This is a genomic window from Actinomadura sp. 7K534 (genome assembly GCF_004348575.1).
In the GTDB taxonomy this organism is placed as follows: domain Bacteria; phylum Actinomycetota; class Actinomycetes; order Streptosporangiales; family Streptosporangiaceae; genus Spirillospora; species Spirillospora livida.
The window spans coordinates 1-14,012 of the sequence record NZ_SMKB01000051.1 but is presented as its reverse complement, the minus strand read 5'-3'; the positions used below and the strand labels follow the sequence as shown (position 1 = coordinate 14,012).

Sequence of the window (14,012 nt, the reverse complement as noted above, 5' to 3'; positions counted from 1 at the left end):
CCGGGGGCCTGTTCAGCGGACGGGGTGCCCCGCGTCGCGCAGGGCGGACTTGACCTCGCGGATCTTCAGCTCGCCGAAGTGGAAGACGCTGGCGGCGAGGACGGCGTCCGCCCCCGCCTCAACGGCCGGCGCGAAGTGCTCGACGGCCCCGGCGCCGCCGCTGGCGATGACCGGAACGGTGACCGTCTCGCGGACGCGGCGCAGCATCTCCAGGTCGAACCCGGCCTTGGTGCCGTCGGCGTCCATGGAGTTCAGCAGGATCTCGCCGACGCCGAGCTCCTGGCCGCGGCGGGCCCACTCGATCGCGTCGATGCCCGTCCCCTGCCTGCCGCCGTGCGTGGTCACCTCGAAACCTGAGGACGTCCCCTCGGCGCGCCGGGCGTCGACCGACAGCACCACGCACTGCGACCCGAAGCGGTGCGCGGCCTCGCGCAGGAACTCGGGGCGCGCGATCGCGGCCGTGTTGATCGACACCTTGTCGGCGCCGGCGCGCAGCAGCCGGTCGACGTCCTCGACGGTGCGGACGCCGCCGCCGACCGTGAGCGGGATGAACACCTGCTCGGCGGTGCGGCGGACGACGTCGTAGGTCGTGGAGCGGTCGGCGCTGGACGCGGTGATGTCCAGGAACGTGAGCTCGTCGGCGCCCTCGGCGTCGTAGCGGCGGGCCAGCTCGACGGGGTCGCCCGCGTCCCGCAGGTTCTGGAAGTTGACGCCCTTCACCACGCGCCCGGCGTCGACGTCCAGGCAGGGGATCACCCGCACGGCCACGGTCACTTGACGGCCTCCAGCGCCTCTTCGAGCGTGAACGCCTGCGCGTAGAGGGCCTTCCCGACGATGGCACCCTCGACGCCGTCGGGGACGAGCCCGGCGAGGGCCCGCAGGTCGTCCAGGGACGAGACGCCGCCGGACGCGATGACGGGCTTGTCGGTCCGCGAGCAGACCTCGCGGAGCAGCTCGGTGTTGGGGCCGCGCAGCGTGCCGTCCTTGGTGACGTCGGTGACGACGTACCGGGGGCAGCCGTCGTCCTCCAGGCGGGCGAGGACCTCCCACAGGTCGCCGCCCTCCCGCGTCCAGCCGCGGGCGGCGAGCGTCGTGCCCCGCACGTCCAGCCCCACCGCGATCTTCTCGCCGTGCGAGGCGATGATCTTGCGGCACCACTCGGGGTCCTCCAGCGCGGCCGTGCCGATGTTCACGCGGGCGCAGCCGGTGGCGAGGGCCGCCTCCAGCGACGCGTCGTCGCGGATGCCGCCGGACAGCTCCACCTTCACGTCCAGCCGACCGGTCACCTCGGCGAGCAGCTCGCGGTTGGAGCCGCGCCCGAACGCGGCGTCCAGGTCGACCAGATGGATCCATTCCGCTCCCGCGCGCTGCCAGGCGAGCGCCGCGTCCAGCGGGGCGCCGTAGGAGGTCTCGGTGCCCGCCTCGCCCTGGACCAGGCGGACGGCCCGGCCGTCGGCGACGTCGACGGCGGGAAGGAGCGTCAGAGTCATGCGGAAACCCAATCGAGGCCAGTGGTGCGGGCAGGTGGTGCGGGACGTGTCAGTCGAGGGTGCCGAGCCAGTTGCGGAGGAGTTCGGCGCCCGCGTCGCCGGACTTCTCGGGGTGGAACTGGGTGGCGCACAGCGGGCCGTTCTCGACGGCGGCGACGAAGCGGCCGCCGTGCTCGGCCCAGGTGACCAGGGGCGCCTCGATGAGGCCGGTCGGGTCGGGCTCCAGGTCCCAGCGGCGGGCGGCGTAGGAGTGCACGAAGTAGAACCGGGCGTCCGCCAGGCCGCGGAACAGGGTGGTGCCCTCGGGGGCGTCCACGGTGTTCCAGCCCATGTGCGGGACGACCGGCGCGTCGAGGCGGTCGACCGTGCCGGGCCACTCGTCGCAGCCCTCGGTGGTGACGCCGTGCTCGATGCCCTTGGTGAACAGGATCTGCATGCCGACGCAGATGCCGAGGACGGGCCGCCCCCCGGCGAGGCGGCGGCCGATGATCTGGTCGCCGCGCACCGAGCGCAGGCCCGCCATGCACGCGGCGAACGCGCCGACGCCGGGCACGACCAGGCCGTCGGCGGCGAGCGCGGCGTCCCAGTCGGCGGTGACCGTCACGTCGGCGCCCGCGCGGGCGACGGCCCGTTCGGCGGAGCGCAGGTTCCCCGAGCCGTAGTCGAGGATGACGATGTCCTTCACGCCCACAGGAAACCCCCGGTGACCGCCAGCGCGGCGAGGACGAGCACGATCAGCGCCGCGATCTTGAGGCCCTGCTTGACGAAGCTGTAGACGCCCGCCAGCAGGAACACCGCGACCGCGAAGAGCGCGACGTTGCCGTAGGTGAAGTGCAGGTCGCCGATCTCCACGGGCTACAGGGCTCCCTTGGTGGACGGGATGCCGTGCACCTTCGCGTCGAACGCGACGGCGTCGCGCAGCGCGCGGGCAAGGGCCTTGAACTGCGCCTCGACGATGTGGTGGGCGTTGCGCCCGTACGGGACGTGGACGTGCAGCGCCACCCGCGCGTTCGACACGAACGACTCGAAGATGTGCCGGGTCATCGTGGTGTCGTAGTCCGGGCCGATCATCGGGGCCATGCCGTCCGGCTCGACGTGCACGAGGTAGGGGCGGCCGGAGACGTCGACGGTGACCTGCGCGAGCGCCTCGTCCAGCGGGATCGACGCGTCGGCGAAGCGGCGGATGCCGGCCTTGTCGCCGAGCGCCTCCCGGAACGCCTGGCCGAGGGCGATGGAGGTGTCCTCGATCGTGTGGTGGCTGTCGATGTGCAGGTCGCCGGTGGTCTTGACGGTCAGGTCGAACGACCCGTGCTTGCCGATCTGGGCCAGCATGTGGTCGAAGAACCCCACGCCGGTCGCGACGTCGACCTGCCCGGTCCCGTCGAGGTCGATCTCCACGAGGACCTGGGTCTCCTTGGTCCCGCGCTCGATCCTTCCCTTGCGACTCACTGACTCTCCTTAATATCGCCGACGGAGCCGGGGCGGGGGGTGCGGGGGGCCGTCCCCCCTCGTGATTGGCGCAGTGCGGTGCGGAACGCGGCCATCTCCTCCGGGGTGCCGATGGTGACCCGCAGCCACTCGGGCGGTCCCACCTCCCGGATCAGCACGCCGCGCTCGAGCAGGTTCTCCCAGACCCTCCGGCGGTCCGGGAACGTCCCGAACAGGACGAAGTTGGCGTCGGAGTCGGCCACCTCGAAGCCCGCGCCGCGCAGCCACGCGACGAGGCCGTCGCGTTCGCGGCGCAGCGCGTTGACGCCGCCGAGCAGCTCCTCGCGGTGGGCGAGGGCCGTGCGGGCCACGGCCTGGGTGACGGCCGACAGGTGGTAGGGCAGCCGGACGAGCAGCAGCGCGTCGAGGACGGCGGGGTCCGCGGCCAGGTAGCCGAGCCGCGTCCCGGCCATCGCGAACGCCTTGGACATCGTCCGGGTGACGATCAGCCGCGGGCGGCCGTCCAGCAGCGTCAGCGCGGACGGGGTCTCCGCGCGGCGGAACTCGCCGTACGCCTCGTCGACGACGACCATGCCCGGCGCGGCGCCCGCGACGGCCTCGATCGTCTCCAGCGGCAGCGCGGTGCCGGTGGGGTTGTTCGGCGAGGTGAGGAACACGATGTCGGGGCGGTGCTCCTCGACGGCCGCGACCGCGCGGGCGGGGTCGATCCCGAAGTCCTCGTCGCGGCGGGCGTCGACCCAGCGCGTCCCCGACACCTCGGTGATGATCGGGTGCATCGAGTAGGACGGCTCGAAGCCGAGCGCGGTGCGGCCCGGCCCGCCGAACGCCAGCAGGATCTGCTGGAGGATCTCGTTGGAGCCGTTCGCGGCCCACACCCGGCCGGCGGTGAGCCCGATCCCGGGGGTGTCGGCGTTGAGGAAGGCGGCGAGGTCCTCGCGGAGGGCGACGGCGTCGCGGTCGGGGTAGCGGTTCAGCGTCCCGGCGACGTCCATGACGGCCTCGCCGAGGGCCTTCACCAGCCGCTCGGACGGCGGGTACGGGTTCTCGTTGGTGTTCAGCGCGTACGGGACGTCCAGCTGGGGCGCGCCGTAGGGTTCGCGGCCGCGCAGGTCGTCCCGCAGCGGCAGGTCGTCGAGCGAGGTCACGAAGGTATCGTCCAATCACCGTGCTCGTCTGGTACGGCTCCGCCGAAACGGGCCTTCAGAGCGGCGCCGTGGGCGGGCAGGTCCTCCGCCTCGGCGAGCGCGACGACGCGGGCCGTGGCCTCGGCGAGGGCGTCGCGGTCGTACTCCACGACGTGCACGCCGCGCAGGAACGACTGGACCGACAGCCCGGACGAGTGGCAGGCGCACCCGCCGGTCGGCAGGACGTGGTTGGACCCCGCGAGGTAGTCGCCGAGCGAGACCGGCGCGTGCCGCCCCACGAAGATCGCCCCGGCGTTGCGGACGCGGGCGGCGACGGCGGCGGCGTCCGCGGTGTGGATCTCCAGGTGCTCGGCGGCGTAGGCGTCCACAACCTTCAGGCCCGCCTCGACGTCGTCCACGAGCACGATGCCGGACTGCCGCCCGGCGAGGGCCTCGGTGATCCGCTCGGTGTGCTTGGTGCGGGCGACCTGCGCCTTCAGCTCGGTCTCGACCTCGTCGGCGAGCCGCGGCGCGTCGGTGACCAGCACGGCGGCGGCGAGCGTGTCGTGCTCGGCCTGGCTGATCAGGTCGGCGGCGACGTCGACCGGGTCGGCGGTGGCGTCGGCGAGGATCGCGATCTCGGTGGGGCCGGCCTCGGCGTCGATGCCGATCACGCCCTTGAGCAGCCGCTTGGCGGCGGCGACGTACACGTTGCCGGGCCCGGTGACGAGGTCGGCGCGGCGGCACTCCTCGGTGCCGTAGGCGAACATCGCGACCGCCTGGGCGCCGCCGGCGGCGTACACCTCGTCGACGCCGAGCAGCGCGCACGCGGCGAGGATCGTCGGGTGCGGCAGGCCGCCGAACTCGCGCTGCGCGGGCGAGGTGACGGCCAGCGAGGCGACACCCGCCTCCTGCGCGGGGACGACGTTCATGACCACGCTGGACGGGTACACGGCCCGCCCGCCCGGCACGTAGAGGCCGACCCGCTCGACCGGGATCCAGCGCTCGGTGACCGTGCCGCCCGGCACCACCTGCGTGGTGACGTCGTCGCGGCGCTGGGCGCGGTGCACGATCCGGGCGCGGCGGATGCTCTCCTCCAGCGCGTCGCGGACGGCCGGGTCGAGGCCGGCGAGCGCCCGGTGGACCGCCTCGACCGGGACCCGGACGTCGTCCAGTTCGACGCCGTCGAAGTTCTTCGTGTGCTCCCGGACCGCCGCGGAGCCCCGATGCCGGACGTCCTCGCAGATGGGCCGCACCTTGTCCAGGGCGGCCTCGACGTCGAGATCGGCGCGGGGCAGCACGGAGCGCAGGTCGCCGGGGAGCGAGCCGCGCAGGTCGATACGGGAAATCACCCGTCCAGTCTACGGAGTGCGATCCACCGCTCGCCCCGTGTCTCAGGTGCCGAGACAGAGGTGTCGGTCACGCAGGAAGGCGCCCGTCAGGCCAGGAACTCGCCGTCGAGCACGGTGACCGCCGCGCCGGAGAGGGCGACCCGGTCCCCGCGCAGCGCCACGCGGACGTATCCGCCGCGCGCCGACGCCTGGAAGCCGGTCATGGTGTCGCGGCCGAGGCGCTCGGCCCAGTACGGCGCGAGGGCGCAGTGCGCCGAGCCGGTGACGGCGTCCTCGCCGTCTCCGGGCAGGACGCGCGGGGCGAGGAACCGGGACACGAAGTCGTGGTCGCGGCCCGGCCCGGCCGCCGCGGTGACGATCACGCCGCGGGCGTCGATCCCGGCGAGCGCGGGGACGTCGGGGCCGAGCCCGCGGACGGCCTTCTCGTCGGCGACCTCGGCGAGCACGTCGTTCTGGGCGCTGCGTCCGGCGGCCACCACCGGGACGCCGAGCGCTTCGGCGAGTCCGGCGGGGACGTCGATAGGGTCGGGCGGGCAGGCCGGGAAGTCCATGGACAGCTCCCCCGTCCCGTCCCCGGTGACGGTGAGGACGCCGCTCTCCAGCGTCCGGAAGCGGATCGGCACGCCGGGCGCCACGATCCCGGCGGTGTACAGGGCGTGCGCGGCGCCGAGGGTGGCGTGGCCGCACAGCGCGACCTCGACCACCGGCGTGAACCAGCGCAGCTCGAACTCCGCGCCGGGGTCGTCGACGGGGCGGACGAACGCGGTCTCGGCGTGCTTCATCTCGGCGGCGACCCGCTGCATCCACCCGGCGTCGGCGGCGTCCTGGAGCAGGCACACCGCGGCGGGGTTGCCGGCGAACGGGCGGTCGGTGAAGGCGTCCACGACGAGCATCCTCATGGCGCCGACGCTACCGGCCGCCCCCGCGAGGGCGGCAGGGCCGATCGGCGGGAGTGGCCCGCTTCCGGCGCCGGGCCGGAACCGTGCCGCCGTCTTGACCAGCGAGATGACTCGGCCGCTTCACAGTCTGAAAAACGAGCCCTTACCAAGATCATCCACTTGGACGTACTCTGGCGTAACAAGGCGTTCCCCCCGGGGCGCCCGGAAGCGTGGGAGAAGAAGTGTGACCGAGCGGCTCGCCCTGTTCCCCCTGGGCACCGTGCTGTTCCCAGGGCTCGTCCTCCCGCTGCACCTGTTCGAGGACCGGTACCGGCGGCTGATCTCCGACCTGCTGGACCGGCCCGAGCCGCGCTGCTTCGGCGTCGTCGGCATCGAGCTCGGCCACGAGGTCGGCGAGAGCGCGGCGCACCGGCTCGCCGAGGTCGGCTGCGTCGCCGAGCTGCGCGAGAGCACCCAGCACCCCGACGGGCGGTACGACATCGTGACGGTCGGCTCCCGGCGGTTCCGGCTGAAGGAGCTGGACCGGTCCCGGCCCTACCTCCAGGGCGAGGTGGAGTACCTCCCAGAGGACCCGGGCGCGGACCCCTGGCCCGTCGCGCGGCACGTCCACCGGCTGTACCGGCTGTACCGGCACCGCATGGGCGCGTCCGGCGCGGGGCGGCTCGCGGAGGAGAAGGCGCCCGCCGAGCCGGTGGCCCTGTCCTACATGATCGCGGCGTCGCTCGTCCTGGACGGCCACGACAAGCAGCGGCTCCTGGAATGCGAGGACGCCACCCTCCGCCTGGAGGCCGAACGCGACCTGCTGGCGAGGGAGAACCGCATCCTGGAGGTGCTCCCGATGATCCCGGCCGGGCAGTTCCTGGACGGGTCGTTCCACCCCAACTGACGCGATCGCGGGAGACTGCCCCCATGAGCACCGCGAAATCCAGGGGCGGCAAGGCGGCGCGGGGCGGCACGGGCACGCCCGCGACGGTCGCCGCCGCCCGGGCGAAGATCGAGTTCACGCTGCACTCCTACGAGGCCGACCCGGACGCCGAGTCCTACGGGGAGGCCGCCGCCGACGCCCTCGGCGTCCCGCACGGGCGGCTGTTCAAGACGTTGCTCGCCGAGGTCGACGGGCGGCTGACCGTCGGCGTCGTCCCCGTCTCGTCGAGCCTGGACCTGAAGGCGCTCGCCGCGGCCGCCGGCGGCAAGAAGGCGCGGATGGCCGACCCGCGCGACGCCGAGCGCGCCACCGGCTACGTCGTCGGCGGGATCAGCCCGCTCGGGCAGCGCCGGACGCTGCCGACCGTGATCGACGAGTCGGTGTCAGCGCTCGCCACCGTCTACGTCTCGGCCGGCCGGCGCGGACTCCAGATCGAGCTGGTGCCCGCCGACCTCGTCCGGCTCACCGGCGCCCGGCTCGCCCCGATCGCCCGCGGGTAGCCGCCTGACGACCAGTTCCAGCAGCGCGTACGCGGCGACGGCGGGCAGCGCCCAGGAGACGAGGAGGCCCTTGGCGCGCAGCTCGGCGACACCGGCCACGGTGGTCCGGTCGGGCGCGGTCCGGACCGCGTCCTGGAAGTCCGCGAGCCCGATCGCGTGTCCGGTCCGCCAGGCGAGCAGCGCCGCGGCGCAACCGCCCAGGGCCAGCCCGAGCAGCAGCGCGATGTCGTTGCGGCGACCGCCGGCCCGGTAGGCGGCGGCGCCGCACAGCAGCCCCGCGACGGCGCAGATCAGCGCGAACCGCGCGTCCACGCCGATCGGGCCCTGCCCTTCCGGGTCGGCGAGGAGGGCCTCACCCTGGACGATCACATACGTCACCTCGGGGACCGTGACGGCCCAGAGGAGCCCCGCGAGCGGTCCGAGGAGCGTCATGATGGCGGCGATGACCACTCCAGCAGCCCAGGGCCTCGCCGCGAAGAACCGCACCGCCAAGAGCCTCCCCGCGGGTCCCCGCACCTCGTACGCTCCTAGATGTGAGTCCACTGACAGCGAAAGCCTAGCCTGCCCGATTCCGGCCCACGATCGCCCCGACTACTGGGATAATGTGCCCGACATGTCCGGATTCAGTCCCGCGTTCGAACGCCTCGGCGCCGCGCTGGCGGCCGTCGTCCTGCAGCAGCAGGAGACGCTCGCCGAGTTCCTGCCGCGCGAGGACTGGAGCGCCGACCTGACCGCCCGCACCTACTCCAGCGGCGGCGTCACCGTCCGGGTCTCGCTGCTCGGCAGCTACGCCGCCCGGGAGCGGACCTGGCTGTGGGGATGGGCGAATCCGCAGTTCGGCGACGCGCACCCCGCCGTCACCCCGACCCTGGGCATCCGGACGCTCGGCGAGCGGCTCGGCATCACCGAGTTCACCACCCCCGAGGTCGACCTGTCCTGGTACGAGGGGCCCGCCGGGCACGGCGGCGAACTGGTCGCGATGGCCGCGGGCGGCGTCCTCGGCGGCGGCGGGTACATCGGCGCCGGCTACGACGGCGGCTCGGCCTACCTCCACGTGGACGATCCGCAGGCGCCGCCCGCCCGGTGGGACCCCGTCACGGTCCCCCGGCTGCTGACCAACGCGGCCGCCCTGTTCCCGCACGAGCCGCGGCTGACGCTCGCGGGGCTGCTGTCGCACCACCGCGTCCCGTTCCGGCAGACGGACGTGCTCACCGAGGCCCTGCCGGCCGGCGGCGGGACCGCCCGCGCCACCTTCGACGGACTCGGCCGCTTCGTCGGCTGGAAAGCGGAACTGACCCCCGTCTCCCTCGGCACCTGACCTCGCGCCGGCCCGGTGCGAGGCACCGGGCCGGGCGCTGGAGATCAGCCCAGGCAGGAGGGGCCCAGGAGTTGCTTCAGGTCGCCCATCAGTGCTGGGGACGGGGCCACTCGCAGGCGGTCGTCCAGGCGGACGACCGTCGTGCGCGGGCCGTTCTGCACGTGGAGGTGGACCTCGGCGGTGCCGGGATGGGTGATCAGCACCTCCTTCAGCCGCGACACCGTCGGCGGCGTGCAGCGGCCGAGCGGCATCGTGACCGAGAACGGCCCGGACGCGTCGGTGACCGTCAGGTCCGGCTGGGTGACCTCCATCGCGATGATCTTCGCGACGTCCTCGCGGCGGTCCAGCCGCCCCTTGACGACCAGGATCGCGTCCTCGGCGAGCAGCGTGGAGCACAGCTGGTACGACGACGGGAAGCACAGCACCTCGATGGAGCCGGCGAGGTCCTCCAGCTGGAACATCGCCCACGAGTTGCCCTGCTTGGTGACCTTGCGCTGGAGCCCCGACAGCAGGCCCGCCACGATCACGACCTGGCCGTCCGGCCGCTCCCCCTCGTTCAGCGCGGCGATCGCGCAGTCGGCCTCGCGCTCCAGGATGTGCTCCACGCCGAGGAGCGGGTGGTCGGACACGTACAGGCCGAGCATCTCCCGCTCGAACGCGAGGAGCGTGGTCTTGTCCCAGTCGTCGCCGTCGGGGATCGTGACGGCGAACGCGTCGTCGCCGCCCTCCTCCTCCAGCGCCCCGAACAGGGAGTCCTGGCCCACGGCCTCCTTGCGCTTGATGTCGATGACGGAGTCGATGGCCTGCTCGTGCACCATCAGCAGCGACTTGCGCCGGTGCCCCAGCTCGTCGAACGCCCCGGCCTTGATCAGCGACTCCACGACCCGCTTGTTGCACACGATCGGCGGGACCTTGTTGAGGAAGTCGTTGAAGTCGGTGTAGGCGCCCTTCTCCTTGCGGGCCGCGACGATGCCGTCCACCACGTTGGTGCCGACGTTGCGGACCGCCGACAGCCCGAAGCGGATCTCGGTGTCGCCGAGCGGCGTGAAGTCGGCCTCGGAGGTGTTGACGTCCGGCGGCAGGACGGTCAGGCCCATCCGGCGGCACTCGCTCAGGTAGAGGGCGCTCTTGTCCTTGTCGTCGCCGACGGACGTCAGCAGGGCGGCCATGTACTCGGCCGGGTAGTTCGCCTTGAGGTACGCCGTCCAGTAGGAGACCAGGCCGTACGCGGCGGAGTGCGCCTTGTTGAACGCGTAGTCGGAGAACGGGACGAGGATGTCCCACAGCGTCTTGACGGCCTCCTTGGAGAAGCCGTTGTCGAGCATGCCCTTCTCGAAGCCGACGAACTGGGCGTCCAGCTCGGCCTTCTTCTTCTTGCCCATGACGCGGCGGAGCAGGTCCGCTTTCCCGAGCGTGTACCCCGCCACCTTCTGCGCGATCGCCATGACCTGCTCCTGGTAGACGATCAGGCCGTAGGTGGTGTCGAGGATCTCCTTGAGCGGCTCCTCCAGCTCCGGGTGGATCGGGGTGATCTCCTGCTGGCCGTTCTTGCGGAGCGCGTAGTTGGTGTGGGAGTTGGCGCCCATCGGACCCGGCCGGTACAGGGCGCCGACGGCGGAGATGTCCTCGAAGTTGTCCGGCTTCATCAGCCGCAGCAGCGAGCGCATCGGGCCGCCGTCGAACTGGAACACGCCGAGCGTGTCGCCGCGGGCGAGCAGGTCGTAGGTCGGCTGGTCGTCCAGCGGGAGGTCGAGCAGGTTGACCTCGGTGCCCTTGTTCTTCCTGATCCCCTGGAGGGCGTCGTCGATGATCGTCAGGTTGCGCAGGCCCAGGAAGTCCATCTTCAGCAGGCCGAGCGTCTCGCAGGTCGGGTAGTCGAACTGCGTGATGATGGCGCCGTCGGCGTCCCGCCGCATGATCGGGATGTGGTCGGTGATCGACTCACCGGACATGATGACCCCGGCGGCGTGCACGCCGGTCTGGCGGATCAGCCCCTCCAGGCCCTGCGCCAGGTCCATGATCTGCTTGACGTCGGTCTCTTCCTCGTACAGCTTGCGCAGCTCGCCCGCCTCGCCGTAGCGGGGGTGCTTGTCGTCGAAGATCCCCGACAGCGGGATGTCCTTGCCCATCACGGTGGGCGGGAACGCCTTGGAGATCCGGTCGCCCAGCGCGTACGGGAAGCCGAGGACGCGGCCGGCGTCCTTGATGGCGGCCTTCGCCTTGATGGTGCCGAAGGTGGCGATGAACGAGACCTTGTCGGCGCCCCACTTCTCCGTCGTGTACTTGATGACCTCGGCGCGCCGGTCTTCAGGGAAGTCGATGTCGATGTCGGGCATGGACGCGCGCTCGGGGTTCAGGAACCGCTCGAAGATCAGCCCGTGCGGGATCGGGTCGAGGTCGGTGATGCCCATCGCGTACGCGATCAGCGAGCCCGCGGCGCTGCCCCGCCCCGGGCCGACGAGGATGCCGTTCTCCTTCGCCCAGTTGATGAAGTCGGCGACGACGAGGAAGTAGGACGGGTACCCCTTGCCGAGGATGACGCCCATCTCGTACTCGGCCTGCTCGCGGTACCCGTCCGGCAGGCCGGCGGGGAAGCGGCGCTCCAGGCCGTTCCAGACCTCCTTGCGGAACCAGCTCTCCTCCGTCTCGCCCTCCGGGACGGGGAAGCGGGGCATGAGGTCCTTGGACTCGAACATGCCGGACGGGTCGACCCGCTCGGCGATCATGAGGGTGTTGCGGCACCCCTCGGCCCAGATGCCGGACGTGTCGATCCCGCGCATCTCCTCGGCCGTCTTGATGTAGTAGCCGCTGCCGTTGAAGCGGAACCGGTCGGGGTCGGCGAGCTGCTTGCCCACCTGGACGCACAGCAGCGCGTCGTGCGCGGTGGCCTCCGACTCGTGCGTGTAGTGCGAGTCGTTGGTGACCACCGGCGGGATGTTCAGCTTCTTGCCGATGTCGATCAGGCCCTGGCGGACCTGCCGCTCGATGTCGAGGCCGTGGTCCATCAGCTCCAGGAAGTAGTTCTCCTTGCCGAGGATGTCCTGGAACGTGGCCGCGGCCTTGAGCGCCTCGTCGAACTGGCCGAGCCGCAGCCGGGTCTGCACCTTGCCGGACGGGCAGCCGGTCGTGGCCATCAGGCCCTCGGCGTGCTCGGCGAGCAGCTCCTCGTCCATGCGGGCGTACTTGAAGACGAACCCCTCGGTGTACGCGCGGCTCGACAGCTTGAACAGGTTGTGCAGGCCCGTCCTGTTCCGCGCCCAGAGCGTCTTGTGGTTGATCAGGCCGCCGCCGGAGACGTCGTCGCGCTTCTGGCTCGGCTCACCCCACTGGACCTTCTTCTTGTGGAACCGGGACTCGGGCGCCATGTACGCCTCGATCCCGATGATGGGCGTGACCCCGGCCGCCATCGCCCGCTTGTGGAAGTCGTAGGCGCCGTGCATGTTGCCGTGGTCGGTCATGGCGATCGCGGGCATCCGCTGCCGCTCGACCTCTTCGAACATCTGCTTCAGGCGAGCGGCTCCGTCGAGCATGGAGTACTCCGTATGAACATGCAGGTGAACGAAAGAGTCGGGCATGCCTGTTGCGCCTCCTGCTCATCGCATGCGAACGCCCACGTGCGTGGCCGGCACGTGTCGCGCGATCGGTCCCGGGGGAAGATCGTCAACCCGGGCCGGGGCGCCGGGATGACGCGGTGCGAAGAGCCTAACCCGCCTCCCGCGGCCCACGCGCCCCGACGCGCCCAATCCCGCGGGCACTACGGTAGGCGCCCGGCGGGACACCGAGGGTGCGCTTGAAGTGCCGGGTCAGGTGGGCCTGGTCGGCGAAGCCGGTGCGCGCCGCGACGTCGGCCGGGGGCAGGCCCTCGTCCAGCAGGGCGCGCGCCGCCCGCACCCGCACCTGGTTGAGGTAGGCGTGCGGCGGCAGCCCGACGGTGTCGCGGAAGGCCCGCAGCAGCGGGAACGGGCGGGTCCCGACGGCCTCGGCCAGCCGGTCCAGTGACGGCGGGTCGACGAGGTTCGCGTGCAGGATGTCGCGCGCTTCGCGCACGGCGGGCGGCACGGCCGCGGACGCGCGGTGCCCCCGGACGCGGGCGTGCCGGGTGAGCAGGCCGGCCAGCGCGGTCCGCAGCAGGGTGGACGCGGCCAGCGCGTCCCCCTTCTCCCCCGCGCGGTGCACGGCGCGCAGCATCTCGGCGGCGGCCGGGTCGTCCAGGACGGGGTCCGGGAACGCGGGGGTGCCGGGACGCGCGCCCAGGTCGGCGGCGACGTCGGTCACCACGTCCACCGGCGGGTACAGCACACGGTACGCCCAGCCCTCCGGCGTCCCCGCGTGACCGCCGTGGACGACGCCCGGGTTGACGACCACGACCGAGCCGGCCCCGGCGCGCTCGACGCCCGTACCGAGCTCGAACTCCTCCACGCCCGCCTCGATGACGCCGAACACGTACCCGTCGTGGGTGTGCCGGTTGAAGCGGTGCGTCACGAAGCGCGCGCGCAGCAGGTCGACGTCCGGCAGCGCCGGATGCCGGTAGTGGTATGCCACCTCCGCCCCCATATCGGGCATCTTATCCGCGTCTCACTAACTGAGACGGCCTGTCCGCCGTTTGGAGCGGCCGCGGTTCCCGCGTACCATCGGACCGTGGAACGTCGCCATTTCGGGTTTACGCAGCCGGCTCCGGACGAGCCGGTCGCCGCGACCTGAGCGACGACCCCCGGAGCCGGCCGAGGCGGAGCCCATCGCGGGCCCCGCCTCTTCTGTTGAACGGACGCGGCCCGGGCGCGACATCCCCCTTGCGCGGAAGGCCGCCGCACCAGAGGGAGACCCCGCATGCACGACCAGGTCCTCGACGCCGCCGGCCACGGCGCCGCCGAGCACGGGGCCCAAGCCGTACGACGCGAAGGCGGGCACGTGCGACTACGCCGCCGACAGCTCCGGCGGTCAGGTCAAGGACGTCG

At 72.4% G+C, this 14,012-nt stretch carries 14 protein-coding genes; 3 read left to right on the top strand and 11 right to left on the bottom strand.

The window, feature by feature from the left end; all coding sequences use genetic code 11:
- Window positions 1-12: 12 nt before the first annotated feature.
- From hisF to E1266_RS13235, 8 genes are all read right to left on the bottom strand, one after another.
- A complete protein-coding gene (gene hisF, locus E1266_RS13265) occupies window positions 13-774 on the bottom strand; it encodes an imidazole glycerol phosphate synthase subunit HisF (protein WP_132046653.1) in 762 nt (253 codons plus the stop codon).
- Window positions 771-1,490 carry a bifunctional 1-(5-phosphoribosyl)-5-((5-phosphoribosylamino)methylideneamino)imidazole-4-carboxamide isomerase/phosphoribosylanthranilate isomerase PriA gene (gene priA / locus E1266_RS13260; RefSeq protein WP_132046652.1) on the bottom strand — a complete coding sequence of 240 codons (720 nt, stop codon included), beginning with the start codon at window positions 1,488-1,490 and terminating at the stop codon, window positions 771-773. The genes hisF and priA overlap by 4 nt, the downstream gene beginning before the upstream one ends.
- 49 nt (window positions 1,491-1,539) lie before the next feature.
- Entirely contained in the window at window positions 1,540-2,175 is a 636-nt protein-coding gene (gene hisH / locus E1266_RS13255; protein WP_132046651.1) for an imidazole glycerol phosphate synthase subunit HisH, read from the bottom strand.
- Window positions 2,172-2,342 (bottom strand): hypothetical protein, encoded by a 171-nt coding sequence (locus E1266_RS37975; protein ID WP_165966071.1) that lies wholly within the window; start codon window positions 2,340-2,342, stop codon window positions 2,172-2,174. The genes hisH and E1266_RS37975 overlap by 4 nt, the downstream gene beginning before the upstream one ends.
- Before the next feature lie 3 nt (window positions 2,343-2,345).
- Window positions 2,346-2,939 carry an imidazoleglycerol-phosphate dehydratase HisB gene (gene hisB / locus E1266_RS13250; RefSeq protein WP_131983120.1) on the bottom strand — a complete coding sequence of 198 codons (594 nt, stop codon included), beginning with the start codon at window positions 2,937-2,939 and terminating at the stop codon, window positions 2,346-2,348.
- On the bottom strand, window positions 2,936-4,084 hold the full coding sequence (locus tag E1266_RS13245) for a histidinol-phosphate transaminase (protein WP_132046650.1): 1,149 nt from the start codon (window positions 4,082-4,084) through the stop codon (window positions 2,936-2,938). The genes hisB and E1266_RS13245 overlap by 4 nt, the downstream gene beginning before the upstream one ends.
- Window positions 4,081-5,415 (bottom strand): histidinol dehydrogenase, encoded by a 1,335-nt coding sequence (gene hisD / locus E1266_RS13240; RefSeq protein WP_132046649.1) that lies wholly within the window; start codon window positions 5,413-5,415, stop codon window positions 4,081-4,083. Before hisD ends, E1266_RS13245 begins: the two co-directional genes overlap by 4 nt.
- 86 nt (window positions 5,416-5,501) lie before the next feature.
- The gene (locus E1266_RS13235; protein WP_132046648.1) at window positions 5,502-6,314 is read right to left on the bottom strand and encodes a PhzF family phenazine biosynthesis isomerase; all 813 of its coding nucleotides are present in this window, start codon (window positions 6,312-6,314) and stop codon (window positions 5,502-5,504) included.
- A gap of 223 nt (window positions 6,315-6,537) precedes the next feature.
- On the opposite strand from E1266_RS13235, the gene E1266_RS13230 reads away from it, so the two are divergent.
- Both E1266_RS13230 and ybaK read left to right on the top strand, forming a co-directional pair.
- A complete protein-coding gene (locus E1266_RS13230; RefSeq protein ID WP_132046647.1) occupies window positions 6,538-7,200 on the top strand; it encodes an LON peptidase substrate-binding domain-containing protein in 663 nt (220 codons plus the stop codon).
- A 23-nt stretch (window positions 7,201-7,223) separates the two neighbouring features.
- The gene (gene ybaK, locus E1266_RS13225) at window positions 7,224-7,739 is read left to right on the top strand and encodes a Cys-tRNA(Pro) deacylase (RefSeq protein ID WP_132046646.1); all 516 of its coding nucleotides are present in this window, start codon (window positions 7,224-7,226) and stop codon (window positions 7,737-7,739) included.
- Here the strand turns inward: ybaK and E1266_RS13220 are convergent.
- Window positions 7,623-8,255 (bottom strand): hypothetical protein, encoded by a 633-nt coding sequence (locus tag E1266_RS13220; protein WP_243718397.1) that lies wholly within the window; start codon window positions 8,253-8,255, stop codon window positions 7,623-7,625. The two genes, ybaK and E1266_RS13220, sit on opposite strands and share 117 nt — an antisense overlap.
- A 97-nt stretch (window positions 8,256-8,352) precedes the next feature.
- Here E1266_RS13220 and E1266_RS13215 point away from each other — a divergent pair, with 97 nt between their 5' ends.
- On the top strand, window positions 8,353-9,057 hold the full coding sequence (locus tag E1266_RS13215) for a DUF6882 domain-containing protein (RefSeq protein ID WP_132046645.1): 705 nt from the start codon (window positions 8,353-8,355) through the stop codon (window positions 9,055-9,057).
- A 44-nt stretch (window positions 9,058-9,101) separates the two neighbouring features.
- On the opposite strand, the gene dnaE is transcribed toward E1266_RS13215, so the two are convergent.
- Together dnaE and E1266_RS13205 are read right to left on the bottom strand one after the other, a co-directional pair.
- A complete protein-coding gene (dnaE, locus tag E1266_RS13210; RefSeq protein WP_132046644.1) occupies window positions 9,102-12,632 on the bottom strand; it encodes a DNA polymerase III subunit alpha in 3,531 nt (1,176 codons plus the stop codon).
- 127 nt (window positions 12,633-12,759) lie between these two features.
- Entirely contained in the window at window positions 12,760-13,611 is an 852-nt protein-coding gene (locus tag E1266_RS13205) for an AraC family transcriptional regulator (RefSeq protein WP_132046643.1), read from the bottom strand.
- Window positions 13,612-14,012 lie beyond the last annotated feature (401 nt).

Coding starts and splice junctions, on each gene's coding strand:
- priA (WP_132046652.1), bottom strand. CDS start 1,490: ATGACTCTGACGCTCCTTCCCGCCGTCGACGTCGCCGACGGCCGGGCC.
- E1266_RS13235 (WP_132046648.1), bottom strand. CDS start 6,314: ATGAGGATGCTCGTCGTGGACGCCTTCACCGACCGCCCGTTCGCCGGC.
- ybaK (WP_132046646.1), top strand. CDS start 7,224: ATGAGCACCGCGAAATCCAGGGGCGGCAAGGCGGCGCGGGGCGGCACG.
- E1266_RS13215 (WP_132046645.1), top strand. CDS start 8,353: ATGTCCGGATTCAGTCCCGCGTTCGAACGCCTCGGCGCCGCGCTGGCG.
- dnaE (WP_132046644.1), bottom strand. CDS start 12,632: ATGCCCGACTCTTTCGTTCACCTGCATGTTCATACGGAGTACTCCATG.
- E1266_RS13205 (WP_132046643.1), bottom strand. CDS start 13,611: ATGGGGGCGGAGGTGGCATACCACTACCGGCATCCGGCGCTGCCGGAC.